The following is a 22,106-nucleotide window of genomic DNA, read 5'->3' on the forward strand; positions in this document are numbered from 1 at the left end:
CCAGTCGTACTGCTCCTTCTCCACTGGGTCAGATGACCAGCCGCGAGCCCAACACTCCGCCAAGTACTCAAGCGGCCTTCCGAGCTCCTTGTACCGATGGTAGGTGTTCATGCCGTCTAACGTAAAGGTGACCGGCACGTTGCAGCAATGCGCCGCGAGGTGCAGGATAGCCAACGGCGCCTCGCGGCGCATTGCTGCAACGTGTCCGAGTCGACCGACCTGTTAGACCGCACTTGCCTCCCGATACCCAAATGAGACGAATACAGGAGTGTCGCGGTCGTGCTGCCCACGCGCAAGCACCCAATATCCGGAACCATGCGGCCATGCAGCGAGCTCGGTGGCTTCGAGGTACAGGTCGGCCGCCAGCTGCTGGTCAGAAATGCGGGTGAACAACGGCGGGCCAAGCTTCTCGCTCAATGTGCCAAGCCACTTCTGGAAATGCGCAGAGAACTCCGAGTGCGCCCGTTCGATTTCCTCGGGAGCGACTCCCGCCATCCACCCTGTTTCCTCGAGGAACACCTCGCTGCTACGGGCGGAATCCAAGAGCGTTTCAACATCCACGACGTTTCGTGCGGTCTAACGTAAAGGTGACCGGCACGTTGCGGCAAGGGGCCGCACGGTGCACGATTCCCAACGGCGCCGTGCGGCCCCTTGCCGCAACGTGTCCGAGTCGACCGACCTGTTAAGTCGCAGCGCGCGCACTTTCCGCCCCCTTCCGACTCCAGACCATGCCGCCAAAGAGCGAGCCTCCCACTAGGACGAGCAGGCCGAGGTAGTTGTACCAGGTGGAGGGCTCGCCTGAGCGAACCATCAGCAGGATGCCGACGACCCCAAGGATGCAAGCACTCGCGAGGGCGACGACGTTGGCCGAGCTTCGGGCCATCGCTGTCCCCGCCCAAGCGGCGACAGCCACGAGGACGAAGCGACTAAGAAGATCGGAGACAACAAACGCAGTCGATGAGCCGCCGCGCTCTCCGAAGGCTGGAAGCGCCAACCCGGCGAGTACCGCCTGGAGAAAGGTGGCGGCGCCGACCAAGACCAGTACAAGAACGGTTGCCGAGGCGATCTTGGGAAGGGAGGTTGGGCGAGACATCGGTTCTGCGATTTAACTGTAATTTCGAGCGCACGCACCCGCGCCATAAAACCTGCAAACCTGCGCCATAAGATCAACCGTGCGCCATAAGCTGGCATCGCAGTCGCCCGCAAGTTCCTGCCCCGATTGCTGCTTTTGCATGGGACGCGATTATTCAGGTCGAAAAGCGCACGTGCAAGCCAGGCATGGTTGAAGCGCAACACGCGCCCCACCCGCGGCCCCGCGCCTCCTTTGCCGCAAGGTTCCTCCACGGGGAAATATCACCACCCCAGGGGCTGCAATCCGTCCCTTGCCCCAGGCGGCAGTGCACGCCACAGGAGCTCAGCGGCCGCGGCCCCCCTCGCACGTAGGCCACCAACTACACCAACCCTCTCACAACCTTTCTCCCCCCGCACCCTCCCCCTTGCTACCTTCGTCCCATCACCGAAATGCAAGGAGAAAACCCATGGCTCAACAAGATGCGACCGTACTGCTCGACGAAGACCACAACGAAGTGATCCGCATGTTCGAGCAGTACAAGGCTGCGCACGATGCACGGCGCCAGCAGGTGCTGGCGTCCGAGATCTGCCAGTCGCTGCTGGTGCACATGCAGATCGAGGAAGAGATCTTCTATCCGGCCTACCAGCAGGCAACCGGCGACGAAGAGGTGTTGAAGGACTCGCGCAAGGAGCACAAGGAAGCGCGCGAGCTGATCGCCAAGATCGACGCGGACCGCCAGAACGCGAAGCTGATGCTCGATCTCGAGGACGCGATCCTGCACCACGTGAACGACGAGCGCGAGAAGATGTTCCCGAAGGCGCGCGCCGCGCAAGGCATGGACCTCATGCGGCTGGGAGACCAGCTGCAGCTGCGCAAGACCGAACTGATGGAAGCGCACCCCGCCTGAGGTGCGTCACGACGAAAACGCGGCGTCCTTCAGGGTGCCGCGTAGCGCAGCACCGCCACGAAGTGGCAGCCGCTCGCGCCCAGCACCAGCAGGTGCCACACGAAGTGCGCGTACGGCACGCGCTCGTCCAGGTGGAACACGATCGCGCCCAGCGTGTACAGCACGCCACCGCTCACGATCAGCGCCAGGCCTTCCTGCGGCACGGTGCGCAGCAGCGGATCGAGGATGAAGACCGACAACCAGCCCAGCACGAGGTAAGCGGCCGTCGACAGCACCGGATGCGTGAGCCGGTTGGCGCACTTGGCCACCGTGCCCGCCGTGGCGATCAGCCACACGAGCCCCAGCACCCAGTAGCCGCCGTCCTCCGCGAGGCTGCCCAGCATGAAAGGCGTGTAGGTGCCGGCGATGAACAGGAAGATCGCCGCGTGGTCCAGCCGGCGCAGCAGGTCCTTGGTCGCGCCGGGCGGCAGCCAGTGGTAGGCCGCCGAGACCGAGAAGAGGAGGATCATCGACGCGCAGTACACCGCGGCGGCCAGCCCGTGCACCGCGCCCGCGTCCAGCGCATGCTGGATCAGCTGCGGACTGAAGATCGCGGCGAGGACGGCACCCAGCCCGTGGCTGAGCGAGTTCGCAACCTCTTCCTTCGGCGACTGGGCACGGCATGCGGCGGTGGCCATGGAATCTCCCTTCTTGGACTGCATCCTTGCAGCCCCCGGGAGCCCACCTTGTCAGCCGCACGCTGGCAGCCCGCGTCGGAAAGCGGCGGTTGTCGGCGCCAGCCGCCCGCGAACTAGAACTTCCCGAATCGCCTGTACGCCTCCTGCGGATCCACCCCGCCCAGGATGGCCGTGCGAACCTTGTTCTCCGTGGCGATCGCCGCTTCCGCCTTCTCCAGCACGTCCTCCACGATCGCCTTCGGCACGCGCACCAGGCCGTCGCGGTCGCCAAGCAGGTAGTCGCCCGGCGCGACGATCACGTCGCCGATGCGGATGTCGACGTCCACCGCGCGCGGCAGCCAGTAGCCCACGATGTCGCGCGGCGTGAATCCGCGCGACCAGGTCTGGAACCCCATGGCGAGCAGGAAGTCGACGTCGCGCACGTAGCCGTCCGCGACGCAACCGAGCACGCCCTTGTTCTTCAGGGTCTCGGCGGAGAGCTCGCCCATGTGCGCCACCACGCGGTCGTTCGGCTGGCTCACCCACAGGTGGCCGGGCTTCGCTCGCGACAGCAAACCGGTCCAGGCGAGCAGCGTCTCGTGCGCATCGGCGCGCGGGTCCACGCGGCCGTCGATGGTGAAGGCCGGGCCCGCGAGGCGACGCTCCGGAAAGAGCGGTCGCAGTTCGGCGGGCAGCGTGAAGTCGCGCAGCCCCATCGCGCGCATCACGTCGTGCACGACGCCCGTGTAGCACTGGGCCAGGCGTTCGCTCGTTCTGTCCATGGCAGCTTCCTCCTCCATTCAGGCGCGGATCGCCTGCAGCCGTTCCCAGTCGAACGCGATGCCGTGGCCGGGGCGGTCCGGCGCGAGCGCGCAGCCGTCCTCGATGCGCAGCGGCTCCGCGATGTAGGCGTCCAGGCCGAAGCCGTGCGCCTCCAGGAAGTCGCCATTGGGCACCGCGGCCAGCAGGTGCACCGTCACGTCGTGCGCGCCATGCGAGGTGACGGGCAGGTTGTACGCCTCGGCCAGGTGCGCGATCTTCAGGAAGGCGGTGATGCCGCCGCAGTTGGTCACGTCCGGCTCGGGGAAGCTCACGCCGCCTTCCGCGACCAGCTGCTTGAACTCCCACAGCGTGCGCAGGTTCTCGCCGGCCGCGATGGGAATGCCGGCCTCGCGCACCACGCGCACGTGGCCGGCGACATCGTCGGGGACGATCGGCTCCTCCAGCCACGTGAGGTCGTAGGGCTGGAAGGCGCGCGCCGCGCGGATCGCCTGGTCGGCCGTCCACTTCATGTTCGCATCCGCCATCAGCGGAAAGCCGTCCCCGAGATGGCGGCGCATCGAAGCGACGCGCTCCACGTCCTCGGACAGGCGCTCGCGTCCCACCTTCATCTTGATCGCGCGGAAGCCCCGCTCCAGGTTCGCATCGGTCTGGCGCAGCAGCTGGTCCACCGGCAGGTGCAGGTCGATCCCGCCCGCGTAGCAGCGCACGCGAGGCGCGTGTCCGCCCAGCAGCTTCCACAGCGGCTGGCCGAGGCGTCGCGCCTTCAGGTCCCACAAGGCCATGTCCAGCGCCGACAGGGCCAGCACCGTGGGCCCGCCGCGGCCGCCGTAGTGCGAAGCCCACCACAGGCGCTTCCACAGGTGCTCGATGCGGTCCGCGTCCTCGCCGATCGCCACCTCGGGGAAGTCGCGGCGCAGCACCGCGTCGATCGCCGCGCCGTTGCGGCCGCAGGTGAAGGTGTAGCCCACGCCCTGCTCGCCGTCGGCGTCGCGCACCCTCACGGTGTTCAGCTCGAAGGCGCGCATCTCCCCGTGCATCGCGTCGGTGAGCGCCGTGGGCAGCGGCAGGCGGTAATAGCCCGGTTCGATCGCGGTCAGGACGGCCATGGCGCGGTGTATGCCATGGCCCGCGGCCGGGCCATCGTGGTTTTCCTTGAGCGCATACTGCGCGCATGCAACGCATGCTCCCTTGCGGCGAGACGGTGCCCGCCCTCGGCCAGGGCACCTGGAACATCGGCGACGATCCGCGCCTGCGCCGGCAGGAGATCGCTGCCTTGCACCGCGGCCTCGACCTGGGCCTCACCCTGGTGGACACCGCCGAGATGTACGGCGACGGCCGCTCCGAGGAACTCGTGGGCGAGGCGATCGCGGGCCGCCGCGACGAAGTCTTCCTCGTGAGCAAGGTCTACCCGCACAACGCGTCGCGGCGCGCGATGCCGCGCTCCTGCGAGGCGAGCCTGCGGCGGCTGCGCGTGGAGACGATCGATCTCTACCTGCTGCACTGGCCGGGCGCCGTGCCGCTGGCGGAGACGGTGGAGGCCTTCGAGGCCCTGCAGCGCGCGGGCAAGATCCGCCACTGGGGCGTCAGCAACTTCGACACCGACGCGATGCAGGAACTGTGGGACACGCCGGGCGGCAGCGCGGCGCAGGTGAACCAGGTGCTCTACAACCTCGGCGAGCGCGGCATCGAATGGGACCTCCAGCCCTGGATGCGCGAGCGCCGCATGCCGCTGATGGCGTACTCGCCGTTCGACCAGGGCCGGCTGTTGCGCCACCCTGCGCTGCTGCGCTTCGCGCAGGAGCACGGCATGACGCCCGCACGGGTCGCCATCGCCTGGCTGCTGGCGCGCGACGACGTGATCGCGATCCCGAAGGCAAGCGATACGCGCCGCGTGGAGGAGAACGCCGCAGCGCTGGCCCAGCCGTTGTCGGCGCAGCAGCTGCCGACGGCCCGACGCCGCTCGCGATGCTCTGAGCTGCCTCATCCGCCGTGTTGGCGATGAACGGTCGCCATCGATCGTCGATCTGCTGAATATGCACGCATCCCAGGTGAACGCCTGCGCGCCTACGCGGTCTATCGGAGCCGTCCTACAAAACAGGCCCGACCGCAACGATGCAGAGCTTCCGTCCTTCCACCGTCCGTACCGCCGCCGTGATCGCGTTCCTCGGGTGTTCCGCCCTGTCGAGCCATGCGGGCCCGACCATGCAGAAGCACCCGTCCGCGCAACCGGCTGCGAAGGCGGTGGCGGCGATCGCTGCGCGCGCCGCGGGCGCGACGGCGGCCAAGGCGGTCGCGGCGGTGCACGGCCCCAAGGACCTGCACAAGAAGATGCGCTGGGTGCCCGTGCGCCAGGGCGGCAAGACGCTGCGCACGCTGGACGAGGCCTCGCGCCTGATGCTTGCGCGCTCCGCCGCGGACCACGCGGGCCTGGCGAGCGTCGGTCTCATGGGGCGCAACGGCGTCGCCAGCGTCGGCCTGGCGCAGTTCGAACCGGCCACGGCCAAGGGCCTCGGCCTGCAGGATCCCAACGACCCCGTGCAGGCCGTGCACGCCGCCGCCGTCTACATGAAGCATGGCGCCGAGTGGGCGTCGCGCAAGATCGCGCACCTGAAGCTCTCGCCGCAGGAGCGCGCGGCCAAGCTGCGCGAAGGCGTGTCGGTCTACTACAACCTGTCGGTCCGCGGCCGCAACAAGTGGGACGGCATCAACACCGCCTCGCTGCCCGTCGAGACGCAGCGCCACATCGCGAACGTGCGCACCGGCGCGCAGGAGGCCCTGCAGCTCGCCGGCCAGTTCGCCTGATTCAGGCGAGTTCGAAGGCGCTGATCTCCACCCGGTCCGGACGCCGCACGCCCGTGCCCACGAAGATGCGCTCGTTGATCCAGCGCAGCGAAGGCGCTGCCGTCTCGAACGAGGGCACGCAGCGGAAATACACCTGCGACGGATCCACGGGCTCGCCGCGGATCAACTTCGCCGTGACTTCCGCGGACGCGACGCGGATCGCGCTGTTCTGCACGAAGATCAATTCGCCGGCTTCGGTCTCCAGCAGGTACCGCGCGTCCAGCCGGGCGAGCGTTGGTGCGACGATCAGCTGGAAGTCCGCGCCGCCGGGCACGACACGGGCCTTCCAGCCGTCGCCCTGTACTTCGCCTCCGAGGATGGAGATGACGCGGCGGCGGCCGGCGGGCGTGTCGCCCACTTCATGGGGCGCGGCGACCTCGATGGAGAGGTCGGCGAAGAAACGCAGTTCGGGCGAGGACAATCTAGCCATGGCAGGATGATGCCCGATGCGCTGCGAAGACGTTTCCTCCCACCCCGACTTCCGCCACCTGCCCAGCCTCCCGGGCCTGGCCGTCGACCTGCGCTATGCCGGCACCGACAACTTCGTCGGCCGCAACCTGTACGGCGCGCTGGATTGCGCCTACCTCCACCACCTGGCCGCCACCGGCATGCAGCGCGCCGTGGCCGTGCTGGCGCGCGAAGCGCCGGGCTACCGGCTGCTGGTGCTCGACGCCTTGCGGCCGCACCGCGTGCAGATCCAGCTCTGGGACCACCTCGAGGGCACGGACTTGCGCCAGTACGTCGCCGATCCGGCGCGCGGGTCCATCCACTCCTTCGGCATGGCACTCGATGCGACGCTGACCGACGCCCAGGGCCGCGAGCTGGACATGGGCACGGGCTACGACGCGATGACCGAGCTCTCCCACCCCAAGCTGGAAGCGGAGCACCTGGTGAGCGGCCGGCTCAGCCCGCGGCAGGTGGGCAACCGCGAACTCCTGCGCAAGGTGATGTTCGAAGGCGGGTTCCGCGGCATCGACAACGAGTGGTGGCACTTCGAAATGCTGGACCGCGACCACGTCCGCAAGACCTTCCTCCGGGTCGACTGAGCCCCAGCCGAAAAAAAAGCCACCTCGCGGTGGCTTTCAAGTCCTTGGAAGGACGTCGTTGGGAGGGGAGCAGTGTGCCCGGCTTTCGCCCGTTTTGCATCGTCCTTTGGTCCTATTGCCGTCCCACGACGGGGACAATGGGGCATGGCCGACCTCCCCCACAGCCCCGCCGCCGACCGCAACAAGCAACCCATCCTGGACGTGCTGCGCCAGGTGCTGCCCGCCTCGGGCACGGCGCTGGAGATCGCCTCCGGCACCGGGCAGCACGTCGCCTTCTTCGCCGCGGCGTTCCCGGGGTGGTCCTGGCAGCCGACGGATGCGGATGCGTCCATGCTGCCCGCGATAGCCGCCCGCGCGGCGGAGGCCGGCCTCGCCAACGTCCGCCCGCCCGTCCTGCTCGATGTCACCGCGCCCTCCTGGCCGGTCGACGAACGCCTGGACGCGATCTACTGCGCCAACATGCTGCACATCGCGCCGTGGGCGGCCTGCGCGGGCTTGATGGAGGGCGCGGCCCGCCATCTCGCGCTGGGCGGCCTGCTGGTCACCTACGGCCCGTACCTGGAGCGCGAGGTGCCCACCGCGCCCGGCAACGTCGCCTTCGACCAGAGCCTGCGCGACCGCGACCCCGCCTGGGGCCTTCGCGAGCGCGAGGCGGTGGAAGCCGAAGCGCGCCGCTGCGGGCTGCTCCTGCGGGAGCGCTACGCGATGCCGGCGAACAACCTCCTGCTGGTGTTCACCCGCTCCCCGGCGGCGGGCGCCCTGTAGGGTGGCCGGCGCACGCCGGGAAGGTGAACGAAGTGAACCCCACCGAACGGCGCCACCGCCCTCCCGGCAAGTGCGTAGTCGCGCCCTTTCCCCGCCATAGGGGGCACGCTGATGCGGCTTTCCGCCACGTCCTACTGGCGGCCCGACGCCGCGGGGGGATACTGCAGCCCAGCATCCCCGTGGACCCATGACCGACGGCCGGAAACCCAAACCCCCACGCGACAGCAAGTGGGAAGAGTCGCGCCTCCCGGGGGAACGTTCGGGCGAAGGACTGAAGGACCTGTTCGAGCTGTTGGTGCGCGACATCCGGCGGCGCGCCGGGCTGCCGCCCAAGTCGAGCGACGAGAAGCCGGAGAAAGGCTAGCGTTTGCTGTCGGGCGGGACTTCCAGCACCGCCTGGACGCTCGCGCTCCAGCCGGCCTCGGCGGGCCGGCTGTCCTGGGCCTGCGGGCCGAGTTCCAGCAGCTTGATCGCCTCGCGGATGTCGCCCATCACTTCGCCGTGGCGCAGCCCCGAGGAAGCATGGACCCAGAGGCCGCCGAAGTGGCTGACGTCCATCAGCCAGGTGGTTTCCAGCGACTGGCGGGTCTTGGCTTCCAGCAGCGGCAGCGCGACCAGCAGGCGCAGCGTCGTGCGCGCCTCCCACTTCACCAGCCGCACCATGCCCAGGTAGACCTTGCGGCCGTCCTGCATGGTGCCGGCCGAACGCACCTCGACCTCGACGTTCTCCAGCGGCACGCCCAGGCGGACGAGCTGCGCGCGGACGATCTCTTCGTACTCGCGCTCCAGCCCCTCGCCAGCGAGCTGGGAGCTGTAGTGCGTATGGGCGGAGTCGTGCTCCGCCGGCGGTGGGGGTTGCGAACGTTTCGCGAAGATCATCGTGGCGTCGGTTTCCTGCCGTGCTTTTCCGGCAGGGCTCCAGCCCGACTGTATAGCGGGGATCGTTGGCGTGCGAACGATTCGGCCCCCAGCCCGCCCGATGTGTGGCGGCAGGCCGACGACCACCGGCACTTCGCTGCACTGCAGCAGCGCGTCAGGCGATCGGCATGGTCCGCACGTCGGCAGCGACGTCCAGCTTCGCCTCGGTGGCCGCGAGCACCTGCTCCACGGTGACGCCCGGCGCGGTCTCCAGCAGCTTGAGGCGCCCGCCCTGCTGCGCGATGACGGCGAGCTCCGTCACGACCAGGTCCACCGGCCGCGACGACGTGAGCGGCAAGGTGCAGCGCTCGACGATCTTGGGCTTGCCCCTGGCGGTGTGCTGCATGGCGATGACCACGCGGCGCGCGCCGGTCACGAGGTCCATCGCGCCGCCCATGCCGGGGACCATCTTGCCGGGGATCATCCAGTTGGCGAGCCGCCCGCCCGCATCCACCTGCAGCGCGCCGAGCACCGTGATGTCGACGTGGCCGCCGCGGATCAGGCCGAAGGACATCGCGCTGTCGAAGGTGCAGGCGCCGGGAATCGCGGTGACGGGGCGGCCGCCCGCGTCGGTCAGGCGCGGCTGCGCCATGGCCTGCTCGGGGATGGCGCCGGTGCCGATCAGCCCGTTCTCGGACTGGAAGAAGACCGCCAGGCCCGGGGGCACGTAGCCCGCCACCAGCGTCGGGATGCCGATGCCCAGGTTCACGAGCATGCCGTCGTGCAGTTCCAGCGCGATGCGGCGGGCGATGAGCGTCTGTGCATCCATGGTCACGCCCTCGGCACGAGATGGTCCACCAGCACGGCGGGGGTGACCACGTGGTCGGGCGAGATCATGCCGACCGGCACGACCTGCTCCACTTCCGCCACGACCTTGCGGCCCGCCATCGCGATCACCGGATTGAAGTTGCGCGCGGTGAGCGCGTACACCAGGTTGCCCAGGTAGTCCGCCATGAAAGCCTGCACCAGCGCGAAGTCCGCATGCAGCGCCGTTTCCAGCAAGTAAGGCTTGCCGTCCACCTCGATGCGGCGCTTGCCTTCCTCGACGACGGTGCCGACGCCCGTGGGCGTGAGCACGCCGCCCAGGCCGTGCCCCGCGGCGCGGATGCGTTCGATGAGCGTGCCTTGCGGCACGAGCTCCACCTCCAGCGTGCCCGCGATCATCTTCTGCTGCGTCTCGGGATTCAGCCCGATGTGGCTGGCGACCACCTTGCGCAGCACGCCCGCGCTCACCAGCTTGCCGATGCCGGTGCCGGGCACCGCCGTGTCGTTGGCGATGACGGTCAGGTCGCGGCGGCCCTGGCGCACGATCTCGTCGATCACGCGTTCGGGCGAGCCGACGCCCATGAAGCCGCCGATCATGAGCACCGCGCCATCCGGGATGAGGGCGGCCGCTTCTTCCGCCGTGTTCGTTTCCATGGACGCACGATAGGAGCCGCGGCGACCGTGCACGATGGGACCTTGGTGCCATGCCGCTCCCACCGTGGCGCCCGCCGGAGTTACCCTCGCGCCATGAGCCGCCTCTTCACGCCCTGGCAGCTGGGCAGCCTTTCCCTGCCCAACCGCATCGTCGTCGCGCCCATGTGCCAGTACTCCGCGGAGGAAGGCTGCGCGACCGAATGGCACCTCGTGCACCTGGGCCACCTCGCGCTCTCGGGCGCGGGGCTGCTGATCGTCGAAGCGACCGCGGTCTCGCCCGAAGGCCGCCTGCCGACCTGGGCCTGTATTCGGACGCGAACGAGGACGCGCTGGCGCGCGTGCTGAAGTTCGTCCGCGCGCACTCGCCGGTGCGCATGGCCATCCAGATCTCGCATGCGGGCCGCAAGGCGTCGAGCCGGCCGCCCTGGGAAGGCGGCTCGCAGCTGCATCCGCACGAGCCGGGCGGCTGGAAGACGCTCGCGCCCAGCCCCGTGCCGCATTCCGATGGGGAAGACCCGCCGCTCGCGCTCGACGCCGAAGGCCTGCGCAAGGTGCGCGACGACTTCGTGGCGACCGCGCAGCGCGCCGTGCGGCTCGGCTTCGACGGCATCGAGATCCACGGGGCGCACGGCTACCTGCTGCACCAGTTCCTGTCGCCGCTCGCGAACGAGCGGACGGATGCGTACGGCGGCAGCCTCGAGCACCGCATGCGCTTCCCGCTGGAAGTCTTCGACGCGGTCCGTGCGGTGGTGCCGGAGGACATCCCGGTGTGGATGCGCATCTCGGCCACCGACTGGGTGCCGGGCGGCTGGGACATCGAGGGCACGGTGGCACTCTCGCGCGTGCTGAAGGAGCGCGGCTGCGCGGCGATCCACGTCACGACCGGCGGCGTCTCGCCCGCGCAGGCCATCAAGCTCGGGCCCGGCTACCAGGTGCCTTACGCGCAGCGCGTGAAAGCCGAAGTGGGGCTGCCCACCATCGCGGTCGGCCTCATCACCGAGCCGGAGCAGGCGGAGTCCATCCTCGCCGCCGAAGAAGCGGACGCGGTGTCGCTCGCACGGGCGATGCTGTACGACCCGCGCTGGCCCTGGCACGCGGCGGCGAAGCTGGGCGCGCACGTGTTCGGGCCGAAGCAGTACTGGCGCTCGCAGCCGCGGCAATACAAGGACCTGTTCGAGGGCTCGCGCTTCGGGCAGAGATAGAGGGCCATGTCACTCCCACGCTGCCTCGCACCCGCCGTCCTTGCGGTGCTCGTGGCTGGCGCGGCGCACGCGGCCGATTGGCGCGCGGTGCCCGGCGCCCCCGACCTCCAGGTGGACGTCGCGTCGCTGCAGCAGGAGCGCACGCGCGTGACCGCGTGGCTGCGCTGGTGGGGCCGCCCCGCGTGGGTGCCGGAACTCGCGTCGTGGAACGCGCGCGGCGCGCGCATCCACCGCACGGCCTTGCGCACGGAATTCGATTGCAGCCGCCGCACCCTGCGCGTGCTGGCGGCGCATGCGTACGACGGCAGCGGCGCGCCGCTGCTCATGTCCAGCGTGCCGGGGCCCGTCCTTCCCGTGCAGGAGGCGGAGCTCGCCTGGGCCTACGACGCGGTCTGCGAAGCCGCACGCGCAGGCGGTCGCCTCTGACCGCGCGCCACAATGGCGCGATGCAGGACATCGAAGCCATCGAACGCGCCACGCTGGACGCCGTGCCGCCGCGGCGGCTGGTGCAGTGGGGCGACTGGCTGCTGGCGCTGGACGACGGCACCGTGGGGCGCTGCCACAGCGCGGTGCCCCTGGCGCACGGCGGCGCGTCGCCCGGCGTTCTGCCGGAGCTGGAGCGCCGCTACCGCGAAGCGGGCCTGCCGCTGGTGCTGCGCGTCCCGGAGCTTGCCGCCTTCACCCCCTTGCACGAAGCCTTGCGCGCGCAGGGCTACGCGCGCGGCAAGCCGACGCTGGTGCAGACGGGCGAGCTCGCGGCGCTGCTGGCGGCGCGCCCGGCGGAAGGCGAGCTCGCGATCGAGGTTGCACCGGGCGGGGAATGGGAGCAGGTCTTCCTGGGCGAAGGCTTCGACCCCGTCGACGGCGCGAGCCGGCTGGCGATCCTGCGCCGCGGCCGCGACTCGCTGTTCGCGAGCGTGCGCGTGCAGGGCCGCACCGTCGCCGTGGGCTCCGCCTGCACCAGCCACGGCTGGTGCGGCGTGCACGGCATGCGCACGCTGCCGGCGTGGCGCGGCCGGGGTTTCGCCGGCGCGATCCTCGCCGCCCTGGCGCAGGCGGCGCTGGCGCGCGGCGTGCAGCGGTGCTTCCTGCAGGTGGAGGCCGCCAACGCGAACGCACAGGCGCTCTATGCGCGGCGGGGGTTCGCCACGGCGTGGGCGTACGCGTATTGGCAGCGGGCGCGGTAGGCACCCCATCGGTGGGGTTCGCTTCGCTCACCGTCCGCGGCTTCGCCGCGCCACCCTACGAATCCCGACTGCGGAAGTTGTAGGGTGGCCGGCGCCCGCCGGGAAGGTGAGCGAAGCGAACCCCACCGTGCGGCGCCGATCACCCCCGCAGCGCCTCCAGAACCGCCCGCAGGTCCCCCACCACGACCCTCGCCGGCACCGCCAGCATCAGGTTCAACGGCAGCCCGAACTCCTCCAGCTGCCACCCCGCCGCATCGACCAGCCCCGCGCCCACGGCCTGCGGATACCGCTGCCGGATGCGCTCCGCGAAGCTGCCGTCTTCGGGCAGGTAGCCGATCACCGGCTTGCCGCGCGCGACCGCGTAGCCGACCTCGAAGCAGGTGCCGCTGTCCGGCTCCGGGCCGCGGAAGAAGTCGAGATTGGCGACCACCGCGTCGCACGCATCGATGTGCGCCACGTTGGCCTGGTAGATGTGGCGGGCGAGCGCCTGCGGCGACAGGCCGCCCGGCAGCGATTCGGACAGCGGAAAGATCGCGCTGAAGCCGTGCTCGGCGCACAGGGCGACCAGGCGCCGGCCGTGTTCGACGGCGTCGGGCCGGAACACGTCCGGCCCGGCAAGATAGAGGCGGTGGAGGGGCACCCGCGCATTGTGCGCGCGGGCGCGGCGCTCACGGCTTGAGCTCGCGCGTCTCGCTGCGGCCCTTGTCCATCCAGGCGTTGATCAGCGTGTGGCTGACGGCCAGGACCACGGGGCCCACGAAGATGCCGATCAGCCCGAAGGAGACCAGCCCGCCGATCACGCCGACGAAGATCAGCAGCAGCGGCAGGTCGGCGCCCATGCGGATCAGGATCGGACGCAGCACGTTGTCCAGCGTGGCCACCACGAGCGTGACCACGAGCAGGAAGGTCCCCCAGCCCGGCGAGCCGGACCAGTACAGCCAGATCACGGGCCCTGCCATCACCAGCGCGGCGCCGATCTGCGCCACCGCGGCGAGGAACATCACCAGCGCCAGCAGCGCCGCGAACGGAACGCCGGCAATGAGCAGGCCGAGGCTGCCGACGAGCGTCTGCACCAGCGCCGTGACCACCACGCCCATCGCCACGCCGCGGATCGCCTGCCCGGACAGGATGATCGCGTTCTCGCCCGCTTCGCCGCCGAGGCGGCGGCCGAAGCGCAGCGCCCAGGCGGCGGCCGACTCGCCGCTCGCGTAGAGCACGGCGGCCGCGATCACCGTCAGCGTGAACTGGAGGAACAGCGCACCGACGCCGCCCGCCTGCGCGACGAGCCAGCGCGTGAGCGCGCCGGCATAGGGCGTCACCAGCGCCACCATGGCCTGGAAGCCGCCCGTGGCCAGGTCCTGCCAGGTGCTGGCCGCGCGTTCGCCGACCAGGGGCAGGCCGCGCACCCACGCCGGCGGCGGCGGCAGGTGGTAGTCCTGCAGGTTGCGCACCCAGGCCGCGATGGCGTCGGCGTTGGACACCAGCGTGCTGACGGCGGCCGTCAAGGGGACCACCAGCACCAGCAGCAGGAGCAGCGACATGATCGTCGCCGCGACCCAGCGCCGGCCGCCGGCGCGGCGCTGCAGGGCGAGCAGCATCGGCCAGGTGGCCACCACGATCATCACGGCCCAGATCGTCGCGCCCAGGAAGGGCCGCAGGATCCAGAAGGACGCACCGATCAGCCCACCGATGAACAGCACGGTGAGCACGATGCGGGCAAGGTCGTTGCGCGGTTCGGTCATCCCCGCATTGTTTCCTGCCGAGCCAGCCCGCGCGACGGGACCTTGGTCCTAGCCGGCGCGCAGGGCCGTCCGGCTGCGCGGAAGTTGCGGCAAACCGACGCCCGGCCGCTCCGCCTCAGGCCCGCAGGCCTTCCTCGCGCGCCATCGGCTGCGTGGGCGAGAAGTCGTTGCGCGTGCGGATCGCGCCGGGCAGCGGCGCCCAGTCGCTGGCGACGGCAGGCAGCGCCGGGCAGAGGCTCTCGTCCACCGGGTCGAACTTCCAGGTCACGCCGGTGAACCAGCTGGCCGACAGCGGGTCCAGCCGCAGCACCCGGTGGCGGATGGCCCGCTGCAGCGCCACGCAGTAGTCGAGGAAAGGCGGCTGCCACTCGCGCACCACCAGCCGCAGCTGCAGCCCGCGTTCGCGCTGCCGCGTCACCACCGACAGGGTTTCCGGCTGCACCCAGTGCTGCGGAAAGCCGTGCTTGCGCAGCGTCTCGCGCACCGCCACGCTCAGGAGCTCGCGCCGGGCGTCCACCAGGCGCGAGTCCATGCGCGAATCCACCAGCGAGGACGCGCGCGCAGGCTCGCCGGGCGGCCGCGCGCCAAACAGGTTCTTGAACACCCACCGACTCCTTCTTTGTGTCCGATTGTCCCCGCACCCGCTGCGGGAGCACAGGGGACGGCACACTAATCACCCTAGGGCGCGCCCGTAAGCCGTGCGGGCAAGCCGGCGCGGCGCGCGCCTTTGCCACAATCGCGCCCCGTGTCCCTCCACCGCCTGATCGCCGCCTTCGTGCTCCGCCACCGGGCGGCCTATGCCTCGTCGGCGGTGATGCTGGTGCTGATCGCGCTGATGCTCGTGTGGATCCCGCGCCAGGTCGGGCACGTGGTCGACGGCCTGGTGGCACGGCGCTGGACCGACTCGCAGCTCTGGATGGAGCTCGGCGCGCTGCTCGCCGCCGGCACCGCCATCTACTTCCTGCGCGTGGGCTGGCGCCTGAAGCTCTACGCCGCTGCCTACCGCCTCGGCGTCGAACTGCGCGAACGCCTCTACGCGCGCCTCACCCTGCAGGGCGCCGCCTTCTACCAGGACCGCCGCACCGGCAACCTCATGGCGCTGGCCACCAACGACGTCGACGCGGTGGAGATGGCCGCGGGCGAAGCCCTGCTGGCCGGATTCGACGGCACGCTCACGCTGCTGCTCGTGCTGGGCATGATGTCGCTCGGCGTCGACTGGCGGCTGGCCGCCTGCGCGGTGCTGCCCTTCCCGCTGATGGCGCTGGGCTTCTGGCGCATCTCGCGCCACGTGCACGAAGCCTCGCGCCTGTCGCTGGACCGTTTCGCGGCGCTGAACGACCAAGTGCAGGAGACGCTCGCGGGCGTGCGCACCGTGCGCGCCATCGGCCTGCAGGCCCGCAGCGAGGCGCAGTTCGGCCAGCTCGCGGGCGGCGCGGCCCAGGCCAGCCTGGATGCGCAGCGCTGGGAAGCCGCGTACGAACCTGCGGTGGGCTGCACCTTCGCGGCGGCGACGGCGCTGGTGCTCGGTGCCGGCAGCTGGCTCGTGTGGCAGGGGGAGCTCACCGTGGGGCAGCTCACGAGCTTCAGCCTCTACCTGGGGCAGCTCGTGTGGCCGATGTTCGCGGCGGGCTGGGTGCTGTCGCTGATCGAGCGCGGCAGGGCCGCGTGGGCGCGGCTGCAGCCGGTGCTGGACGCGCCGCCCGCGATCGAGGACCACGGCACGGTGGCCACGGTGCAACCCGGGCCGCTCGTGGCGGAAGACCTGACCTTCTCGTATGCGGAGTCCGCCCGTCCGGCGCTCGCCGGCGTGTCGCTCACCCTGCCGCCGGGACGCACGCTGGGGCTCGTCGGCCCCACCGGCTCGGGCAAGTCGACGCTGTTGCGGATGCTGCTGCGCCACTACCTGCCCCAGCAAGGGCGGCTGCTCTGGAACGGCGTGGACCTGCAGGACTACACGCTGGCCGCGCTGCGGGCCGCCGTGGCCTGGGTCCCGCAGGAAGCCTTCCTCTTCTCCGCCTCGGTGGCGGAGAACATCGCGCTCGCGCGGCCGCAGGCCACGCGTGCCGAGATCGAGGAGGCCGCGCGCCTCGCCGCCGTGCACGACGACATCCTGCGCCTGCCCCGCGGCTACGACACGCCGGTGGGCGAGCGCGGCGTCACGCTGTCCGGCGGGCAGCGGCAGCGGGTCGCCATCGCGCGCGCCCTGCTCGCGGATGCGCCGCTGCTGCTGCTCGACGACGCACTGTCCGCGGTCGACACGGAAACGGAAACGCGCATCCTCGGCCACCTGCGCGAGGCGCGCATCGGCCGCACCGTGGTGATCGCGAGCCACCGGCTCAGCGCCGTCCTCGACGCCGACCACATCCTCGTGCTGCGCGAAGGCCACGTCGCCGAGGAGGGCACGCATGCCCAGCTCGCCGCCGCGCACGGCTGGTATGCGCGCCAGTGGCAGTACCAGCAACTGCAAGCGAGCCTCGATGCCGCCTGAAGCCGTCCAGCCCCGCACCTTGCCGGCGCCGCCGGTGCAGCGCCGCCGCATCGTCGGCGACGCCGCCGCCCTGCTGCTGCGCGCCGCCTCCCCCGAGCGCCGTCACCTGGCCATCGGAACGCTGTGGCTGCTGCTCGCAGCCGGCCTGGAAGCGCTGGGCCCGCTCGCGGGCAAGGTGCTGATCGACCAGTACCTGCTGCCGCGGGACGCGGACCTGCCCCGCATGGCGGCGCTGCTGGTGGGCGCACTGGTGGCCGGCATCGTGGCGAGCTGGTTGCGCTACCGCCAGCTCGTGCGGCTCGCGGGCGTGGCGATGCGCTCGGTGCAGCGCATCCGCGAAACCGTCTACGGGCACGTGCTGCGCCTGCCCATGGCCTTCTTCGACCACGCGATCATCGGCCAGCTGGTGAGCCGCGTCACGAACGACACCGAGGCGGTGAAAGGCCTCTACGTGCAGGTGCTGTTCGTCATCCTGGACAGCCTGATCATCCTCACCGGCGCGATGCTGGCCATGCTGTGGCTGGACTGGCGGCTGATGCTGATCGTCGCGGCGCTCGTGCCGGCGGTGGCGCTCATCGTCTACCTGTACCAGCGCCTGTCCGCGCCCGCGGTCACGCGCACGCGCGAGCTGCGCAGCGAGCTGAACGCGCAGGTGGCGGAGTCGATCGCGGGCATGCCGGTGCTGCAGGCGGCGAACGCGACGCAGCGTTTCCGCGACCGGTTCGCCACGCTGAACGAAGGCCACTATCGCTCGCGCCGGCGCGAGCTGCGCGCCAACGCGTGGCTGCTGCGCCCCGTGCTGGACTTCCTCAACGTGCTGCTGCTGGCCATCGTGCTGGCGGTGTTCGGCTTCCGTGCCGGCGGGCAGGCGCTGAGCACGGTGGAGGTCGGCATCCTGTACGCCTTCATCAGCTACATCTCGCGCGTGATCGAGCCCCTGGTGCAGATCACGATGCAGTTCTCGCAGCTGCAGCAGGCGCTGGTGAGCGCCTCGCGCGTGCATGCGCTGCTGGCGGAAGCAGAGACGCCGGTGGCCGGCGACCGCGGCCGCGTGGGTGCCGGCGCGATCGCGATCGAGCGGCTGACCTTCGCCTACCAGCCGGGCCGCCCGGTGCTGCACGACATCACGCTGGAGCTGCCCGCCGGCAGCTTCCACGGCATCGTGGGCCATACCGGCAGCGGCAAGAGCACGCTGCTGTCGCTGTTGCTGCGCTTCTACGCAGCGCCTGCCGGCAGCGTGCGCATCGACGGCGTTCCGCTGGAAGGGATCCCGGAGGAGAGCTTCCGCGCCAGCGTGGGGCTGGTGCCGCAGGAGCCTTTCCTGCTCGCGGCCACCGCGCGCGAGAACATCGCCGTGGGGCGGCCGCTGAGCGATGCGCAGGTCGAGGCGGCCGCGCGTGCCGCGCACGCGGACGGCTTCATCCGCGCCCTGGCGCAGGGCTACGACACCTTCCTCGGCGAAGGCGGCGCGCGGCTGTCGACGGGGCAGAAGCAGCTGCTCGCCATCGCGCGCGCGCTCGCGGGCGAGCCGCGCATCCTGCTGCTGGACGAGGCGACGGCGCACGTCGATTCGGAAACCGAGCAGGTGGTGCAGCGCGCGTTGGCCGCGCTGCGTGGACGCGTCACGGTCGTCGCCATCGCGCACCGGCTCTCCACCGTGCGCGATGCGGACCGCATCGTGGTGCTGAACCACGGCCGCATCGCGGAGCTGGGGACGCATGCGCAGCTGATGGAGATCCCGGATGGCCTCTACCAGAGGCTCGTGCAGCTCCAGCAGCTCGAAGAGGAAGAGTAGGCCTTCCTACGCGGGCGCCCAAGCGGCGACTACAAACGGCACGCGCGCTCCGGCACCCAATGGTGGAAGGGAGCAACGCATGGCAAAGCACGACACCCAGCAGAAGCAACGCGCCGGCACGGACCGCACCCAGGGCGGCAGGCTGCGCAGCCAGCCCGCCGAAGGCTCTCCGTCCCCGATGGCCAGCACCGGCGACCTGGCGACGAAGAGCAACACGCGCAGCGCGATGAACAGCCGCAGCAGCAACAGCGGGCGGCAGGCACGAAAGAGCAAGTAAGAGACCTTGTCATCCCGGGCTTGACCCCGGGATCCATGGGCGCCTCATGGATTGCGGGTCAAGCCCGCAATGACATGCTTCGCGCTTGCACGACCTTCCCTCCGCAGACGAAATTCCCCCCACCGAGATGGTGGATCGTTTGCAGTTCCGCATTCCCCGCGTCGTACCGCCAGTGCCCGTTCGCGAAGATGCGCGCGTCCGCCGCGGCCGCCACCACTTCCGCGAAGCAGGTGTCGTAGGCGTCCTCGGCGTGCCGCTCCGGGATCAGCCTGCACTCGAGCCACGCGGCGCATCCTTGCTCGAGCAGCGGAACCCCCAGCACCGGCCCCGTCCGCGCCTGCAGCCCGTGCCGCGCGAACTTGTCCTCGTCGCGGCCGCTCGTGCTGCCCACCGCGTACGTGAGGTCCACGAGCCCCGCGCCCGGGATGCAGATGCCGAAGGCGCCGCTGGCGGCGGCCAGCTCGCGCGTGTACGTCTTCTTGTCGATCACCACCGCGATGCGCGGCGGCGTGAACTCGACCGGCATGGACCAGGCCGCCGCCATGATGTTGCGGCGGCCGCCGTGCGCGGTCGTGACCAGCACGGTCGGTCCATGGTTGATGAGGCGGCTGGCATGGTGCAGCGCGACTTCGGCAAAGTGACTCATGGCTGTTCCTCGTCCAGGTTGGCGCGCAGGCGCGCCAGCAGCGACTGCAACTGCGCCTTCTCCGCATCGCTCAGTCCCTTGACCGCGACGGTCGACAGCTTGCGCGCCTGCCGCCGCAGCGCCTGGTGCGCCTCGCTGCCCGCGCCGGTGAGGTGCAGCCGCTGGTTGCGGCGGTCGGCCTCGTCCACGCGCGCTTCCAGCAGGCCGCGCTCGCGCAGGCCGGCGACCAGCCGGGCCAGCTGGCCCTTGTCCCGGCCGGAGTGCGCGACGAGCTCGCTGAGCGTCCCGCCGGGGTTGCGGCCGAAGAAGCCGAGCACGCGGCTCTCCATGTGGGTGAGCTCCTGGCCGGATTCGCGCAGGGCGCGGAACTGCCGCGCCCGCACGAGGTGCATGAGCCCGTGCACCTGCTCCAGCACGTCGTCCGTGCCAGGCTCGCGGGCTTTAGTTGACATATTCAACCGATCTGCGCATGATGGATGACATTATCAACGAACAACGACCGCCATGGAATCCCCCGCCCCCACCCGCCGCGTCGAGCGCGTCCGCCACGAACTGCGGCGCCGCGCGCTGGAGGTCGTCCGCACCGAGCGGCTCGGCCCCGGCTTCGTGAGCATCACCTTCGGCGGCGAGGAGCTGGACGGCTTCGTCTCCGCCTCCTTCGACGACCACGTCAAGTTCATGCTGGGCGAAGGCACCGACGACCCGGTGCGCCGCGACTACACGCCCCGCCGCTACGATGCGGCCGCACGCGAACTGACCATCGAATTCGCCGTGCATGCCCACGGCCGCACTTCCGACTGGGCGCGCCAGGCCCGCGTGGGCGACCGCGTGCTGGTGGGCGGCCCGCGCGGCTCCTTCATCGTGCCGCTGGACTACGACTGGCACCTGCTGGCGGGCGACGCGACGGCCTTGCCCGCCATCCGGCGCCGGCTGGAAGAATTGCCGGCAGGCGCCCGCGCGATCGTGCTCGCGCAGGTCGAGCCCGGCGACCGCGTTCCTTTCGTGACGCAGGCGAAGGTGGACGTGTACTGGGTGGACACGCCGGAGGCCTTGCTCGACGCCGTGTCCGGCCTGGAGCTGCCGCAAGGCGAAGGCTTCGCGTGGGCCGGCGGCGAGGCCGCGGTGATGGCGGCACTGCGCGGGATCCTGCGCGAGCAGCACGGGCTCGCGAAGGAACAGATGCGGATCGCGGCGTACTGGAAGCGGGGCGCCTCGGCGCACCACGAGAACCTGGAAGACTGAGAAGCCCCTTGTCATTGCGGGCTTGACCCGCAATCCATGAGGCGTCCGCACGAGGCGCCTCATGGATCCCGGGTCAAGCCCGGGATGACATGCAGGGTCAGTCCAGGTGGATGCGCGCCGACTTCACCACCTTGTCCCAGCGCGGGATCTCGCGGGCGATCAGCTCGCCGAAGGCCTGCGGCGTGGCGGGCGTGGGCTCGGCGCCTTCCGCGGCGAGGCGCGTGCGTACCTCTTCGGAGCCCAGCGCCTTGTTGATGTCCTGGTTCAGGCGCGCGACGACGTCCGCCGGCGTCCCGGCCGGCGCGACGATGCCGTACCACTGGTCCGCCTCGAAGCCCTTCGTGCCGGGCAGGCCGCTCTCGGCGACGGTGGGCACGTCGGGCAGCACGGCCAGCCGCTTCGGGCTGGAGACGGCGAGCGCGCGCATCTTCCCCGCCCGGATGTGCGGCAGCAGCGCGGGCACGCCCGTGAAGAGTGCCTGCACCTGGCCGGCGAGCAGGTCCGTCACCGAAGGCGCCGTGCCGCGGTACGGGATGTGCAGCAGCGAGATGCCGGCCTGCAGCTTGAGGTACTCCATCGTGGTGTGCGCGGCGCTGCCGTTGCCGCCGGAGCCGTAGGCCAGCTTGCCGGGCTGCGACCTGGCGAGTGCGACGAACTCCTTCAGGTCCTTTGCCGGCACGGAGGCGTTCACGACGAGGATGTTCGGCACGCGCGCCACCCACGCCACCGGCGCGAAGCTCTTCACCGGGTCGTACCCGAGCTTCGGATACAGCGCTGGGTTCACCGCCAGCGTGCCGATGTGCCCCATCAGCAGCGTGTAGCCGTCGGCGGGCGAACGCGCCACCTTCTCGGCGCCCAGCGAGCCGCCGGCGCCCGGCACGTTCTCGATCACGACCGGCTGCCCCAGCGAGCGCCCGAGGTCCGTGCCGATCGCGCGCGCGAGCACGTCGCTGGAGCCGCCGGGTGTGAAGGGGACCACGATGCGCACCGGCCGGGACGGGTAGCCGCCCTGGGCGAGGGCGCCGGAGAGCGCCAGCGGTCCGGCGACGAGGCCGGCGAGCGCCTGTCTCCTGTCGATCATGCGAAGTGCCTTTCGGATGTTGTTCTTGCGAAGCGGACC

At 70.7% G+C, this 22,106-nt stretch carries 26 protein-coding genes and 1 pseudogene; 13 read left to right on the forward strand and 14 right to left on the reverse strand.

All coding sequences use genetic code 11. From position 1 onward, the window contains the following. Positions 1 to 222: 222 nt before the first annotated feature. Positions 223 to 561, reverse strand: a complete 339-nt coding sequence (locus tag H8N03_RS12645; protein WP_187076553.1) for a hypothetical protein — start codon at positions 559 to 561, stop codon at positions 223 to 225. 977 nt (positions 562 to 1,538) lie between these two features. Here H8N03_RS12645 and H8N03_RS12650 point away from each other — a divergent pair. Then, a complete protein-coding gene (locus H8N03_RS12650) occupies positions 1,539 to 1,979 on the forward strand; it encodes a hemerythrin domain-containing protein (RefSeq protein WP_187076554.1) in 441 nt (146 codons plus the stop codon). Positions 1,980 to 2,008: 29 nt separating this feature from the next. Here the strand turns inward: H8N03_RS12650 and trhA are convergent, their stop codons facing one another. The 3 genes from trhA to H8N03_RS12665 all read right to left on the reverse strand — a co-directional run bounded on the left by trhA (position 2,009) and on the right by H8N03_RS12665 (position 4,524). Then, entirely contained in the window at positions 2,009 to 2,656 is a 648-nt protein-coding gene (gene trhA / locus H8N03_RS12655; protein WP_187076555.1) for a PAQR family membrane homeostasis protein TrhA, read from the reverse strand. A gap of 113 nt (positions 2,657 to 2,769) precedes the next feature. Further along, positions 2,770 to 3,417, reverse strand: coding sequence for an RraA family protein (locus tag H8N03_RS12660; protein ID WP_187076556.1), 648 nt, complete (start codon positions 3,415 to 3,417; stop codon positions 2,770 to 2,772). An 18-nt stretch (positions 3,418 to 3,435) separates the two neighbouring features. Beyond that, positions 3,436 to 4,524 carry a mandelate racemase/muconate lactonizing enzyme family protein gene (locus H8N03_RS12665; protein ID WP_187076557.1) on the reverse strand — a complete coding sequence of 363 codons (1,089 nt, stop codon included), beginning with the start codon at positions 4,522 to 4,524 and terminating at the stop codon, positions 3,436 to 3,438. A gap of 65 nt (positions 4,525 to 4,589) precedes the next feature. Between H8N03_RS12665 and H8N03_RS12670 the strand changes: the two genes are divergently transcribed. Together H8N03_RS12670 and H8N03_RS12675 are read left to right on the forward strand one after the other, a co-directional pair. Then, positions 4,590 to 5,420: an aldo/keto reductase gene (locus H8N03_RS12670; RefSeq protein WP_187076558.1), complete on the forward strand. Its 831-nt coding sequence runs from the start codon at positions 4,590 to 4,592 to the stop codon at positions 5,418 to 5,420. Between the two features lie 110 nt (positions 5,421 to 5,530). Continuing rightward, positions 5,531 to 6,220, forward strand: a complete 690-nt coding sequence (locus H8N03_RS12675; protein ID WP_187076559.1) for a hypothetical protein — start codon at positions 5,531 to 5,533, stop codon at positions 6,218 to 6,220. A 1-nt stretch (position 6,221) separates the two neighbouring features. Here the strand turns inward: H8N03_RS12675 and H8N03_RS12680 are convergent, their stop codons facing one another. Beyond that, positions 6,222 to 6,689 (reverse strand): DUF3237 domain-containing protein, encoded by a 468-nt coding sequence (locus H8N03_RS12680; RefSeq protein ID WP_187076560.1) that lies wholly within the window; start codon positions 6,687 to 6,689, stop codon positions 6,222 to 6,224. 16 nt (positions 6,690 to 6,705) lie between these two features. On the opposite strand from H8N03_RS12680, the gene H8N03_RS12685 reads away from it, so the two are divergent. The 3 genes from H8N03_RS12685 (at position 6,706) to H8N03_RS12695 (ending at position 8,434) form a co-directional block, all read left to right on the forward strand. Next, positions 6,706 to 7,305: a M15 family metallopeptidase gene (locus H8N03_RS12685; RefSeq protein ID WP_187076561.1), complete on the forward strand. Its 600-nt coding sequence runs from the start codon at positions 6,706 to 6,708 to the stop codon at positions 7,303 to 7,305. Positions 7,306 to 7,449: 144 nt separating this feature from the next. Further along, entirely contained in the window at positions 7,450 to 8,070 is a 621-nt protein-coding gene (locus tag H8N03_RS12690; RefSeq protein ID WP_187076562.1) for a DUF938 domain-containing protein, read from the forward strand. Positions 8,071 to 8,257: 187 nt separating this feature from the next. Beyond that, positions 8,258 to 8,434: a hypothetical protein gene (locus H8N03_RS12695; protein ID WP_187076563.1), complete on the forward strand. Its 177-nt coding sequence runs from the start codon at positions 8,258 to 8,260 to the stop codon at positions 8,432 to 8,434. On the opposite strand, the gene H8N03_RS12700 is transcribed toward H8N03_RS12695, so the two are convergent. The 3 genes from H8N03_RS12700 to H8N03_RS12710 all read right to left on the reverse strand — a co-directional run bounded on the left by H8N03_RS12700 (position 8,431) and on the right by H8N03_RS12710 (position 10,407). Then, complete coding sequence (locus tag H8N03_RS12700) at positions 8,431 to 8,949, reverse strand: hypothetical protein (protein WP_187076564.1); 519 nt, start codon at positions 8,947 to 8,949, stop codon at positions 8,431 to 8,433. The two genes, H8N03_RS12695 and H8N03_RS12700, sit on opposite strands and share 4 nt — an antisense overlap. Positions 8,950 to 9,103: 154 nt before the next feature. Continuing rightward, the gene (locus tag H8N03_RS12705) at positions 9,104 to 9,757 is read right to left on the reverse strand and encodes a 3-oxoacid CoA-transferase subunit B (protein ID WP_187076565.1); all 654 of its coding nucleotides are present in this window, start codon (positions 9,755 to 9,757) and stop codon (positions 9,104 to 9,106) included. A 2-nt stretch (positions 9,758 to 9,759) separates the two neighbouring features. Further along, the gene (locus H8N03_RS12710; RefSeq protein ID WP_187076566.1) at positions 9,760 to 10,407 is read right to left on the reverse strand and encodes a CoA transferase subunit A; all 648 of its coding nucleotides are present in this window, start codon (positions 10,405 to 10,407) and stop codon (positions 9,760 to 9,762) included. Positions 10,408 to 10,500: 93 nt separating this feature from the next. Between H8N03_RS12710 and H8N03_RS12715 the strand changes: the two are divergent. The 3 genes and pseudogenes from H8N03_RS12715 (at position 10,501) to H8N03_RS12725 (ending at position 12,796) form a co-directional block, all read left to right on the forward strand. Continuing rightward, positions 10,501 to 11,609: pseudogene (locus tag H8N03_RS12715) on the forward strand (NADH:flavin oxidoreductase/NADH oxidase). A 6-nt stretch (positions 11,610 to 11,615) separates the two neighbouring features. After that, positions 11,616 to 12,035 (forward strand): hypothetical protein, encoded by a 420-nt coding sequence (locus H8N03_RS12720; RefSeq protein ID WP_187076567.1) that lies wholly within the window; start codon positions 11,616 to 11,618, stop codon positions 12,033 to 12,035. 20 nt (positions 12,036 to 12,055) lie between these two features. Beyond that, complete coding sequence (locus H8N03_RS12725) at positions 12,056 to 12,796, forward strand: GNAT family N-acetyltransferase (RefSeq protein WP_187076568.1); 741 nt, start codon at positions 12,056 to 12,058, stop codon at positions 12,794 to 12,796. 139 nt (positions 12,797 to 12,935) lie between these two features. Here the strand turns inward: H8N03_RS12725 and H8N03_RS12730 are convergent, their stop codons facing one another. From H8N03_RS12730 to H8N03_RS12740, 3 genes are all read right to left on the reverse strand, one after another. Continuing rightward, a complete protein-coding gene (locus tag H8N03_RS12730) occupies positions 12,936 to 13,436 on the reverse strand; it encodes a nucleoside 2-deoxyribosyltransferase (RefSeq protein WP_187076569.1) in 501 nt (166 codons plus the stop codon). 28 nt (positions 13,437 to 13,464) lie between these two features. Beyond that, positions 13,465 to 14,538: an AI-2E family transporter YdiK gene (gene ydiK / locus H8N03_RS12735; protein ID WP_187076570.1), complete on the reverse strand. Its 1,074-nt coding sequence runs from the start codon at positions 14,536 to 14,538 to the stop codon at positions 13,465 to 13,467. Positions 14,539 to 14,653: 115 nt separating this feature from the next. After that, positions 14,654 to 15,142, reverse strand: a complete 489-nt coding sequence (locus H8N03_RS12740; protein ID WP_187076571.1) for a hypothetical protein — start codon at positions 15,140 to 15,142, stop codon at positions 14,654 to 14,656. Positions 15,143 to 15,283: 141 nt separating this feature from the next. Here H8N03_RS12740 and H8N03_RS12745 point away from each other — a divergent pair, with 141 nt between their 5' ends. The 3 genes from H8N03_RS12745 to H8N03_RS12755 all read left to right on the forward strand — a co-directional run bounded on the left by H8N03_RS12745 (position 15,284) and on the right by H8N03_RS12755 (position 19,098). Then, positions 15,284 to 17,026 carry an ATP-binding cassette domain-containing protein gene (locus H8N03_RS12745; protein ID WP_354005117.1) on the forward strand — a complete coding sequence of 581 codons (1,743 nt, stop codon included), beginning with the start codon at positions 15,284 to 15,286 and terminating at the stop codon, positions 17,024 to 17,026. Then, positions 17,016 to 18,821 (forward strand): ABC transporter ATP-binding protein, encoded by a 1,806-nt coding sequence (locus tag H8N03_RS12750; RefSeq protein WP_187076572.1) that lies wholly within the window; start codon positions 17,016 to 17,018, stop codon positions 18,819 to 18,821. The genes H8N03_RS12745 and H8N03_RS12750 overlap by 11 nt, the downstream gene beginning before the upstream one ends. 79 nt (positions 18,822 to 18,900) lie before the next feature. After that, positions 18,901 to 19,098 carry a hypothetical protein gene (locus H8N03_RS12755; protein WP_187076573.1) on the forward strand — a complete coding sequence of 66 codons (198 nt, stop codon included), beginning with the start codon at positions 18,901 to 18,903 and terminating at the stop codon, positions 19,096 to 19,098. Positions 19,099 to 19,156: 58 nt separating this feature from the next. On the opposite strand, the gene H8N03_RS12760 is transcribed toward H8N03_RS12755, so the two are convergent. Together H8N03_RS12760 and H8N03_RS12765 are read right to left on the reverse strand one after the other, a co-directional pair. Next, the gene (locus tag H8N03_RS12760; RefSeq protein ID WP_187076574.1) at positions 19,157 to 19,744 is read right to left on the reverse strand and encodes a flavin reductase family protein; all 588 of its coding nucleotides are present in this window, start codon (positions 19,742 to 19,744) and stop codon (positions 19,157 to 19,159) included. Next, entirely contained in the window at positions 19,741 to 20,196 is a 456-nt protein-coding gene (locus H8N03_RS12765; RefSeq protein WP_187076575.1) for a MarR family winged helix-turn-helix transcriptional regulator, read from the reverse strand. The genes H8N03_RS12760 and H8N03_RS12765 overlap by 4 nt, the downstream gene beginning before the upstream one ends. 52 nt (positions 20,197 to 20,248) lie before the next feature. Here H8N03_RS12765 and H8N03_RS12770 point away from each other — a divergent pair, with 52 nt between their 5' ends. After that, the gene (locus H8N03_RS12770) at positions 20,249 to 20,986 is read left to right on the forward strand and encodes a siderophore-interacting protein (protein ID WP_187076576.1); all 738 of its coding nucleotides are present in this window, start codon (positions 20,249 to 20,251) and stop codon (positions 20,984 to 20,986) included. A 97-nt stretch (positions 20,987 to 21,083) separates the two neighbouring features. Here H8N03_RS12770 and H8N03_RS12775 read toward each other — a convergent pair whose 3' ends face one another. Continuing rightward, positions 21,084 to 22,067, reverse strand: coding sequence for a Bug family tripartite tricarboxylate transporter substrate binding protein (locus H8N03_RS12775; RefSeq protein WP_187076577.1), 984 nt, complete (start codon positions 22,065 to 22,067; stop codon positions 21,084 to 21,086). Positions 22,068 to 22,106 lie beyond the last annotated feature (39 nt).

It is taken from the genome of Ramlibacter cellulosilyticus (assembly GCF_014297465.1).
In the GTDB taxonomy this organism is placed as follows: domain Bacteria; phylum Pseudomonadota; class Gammaproteobacteria; order Burkholderiales; family Burkholderiaceae_C; genus Ramlibacter; species Ramlibacter cellulosilyticus.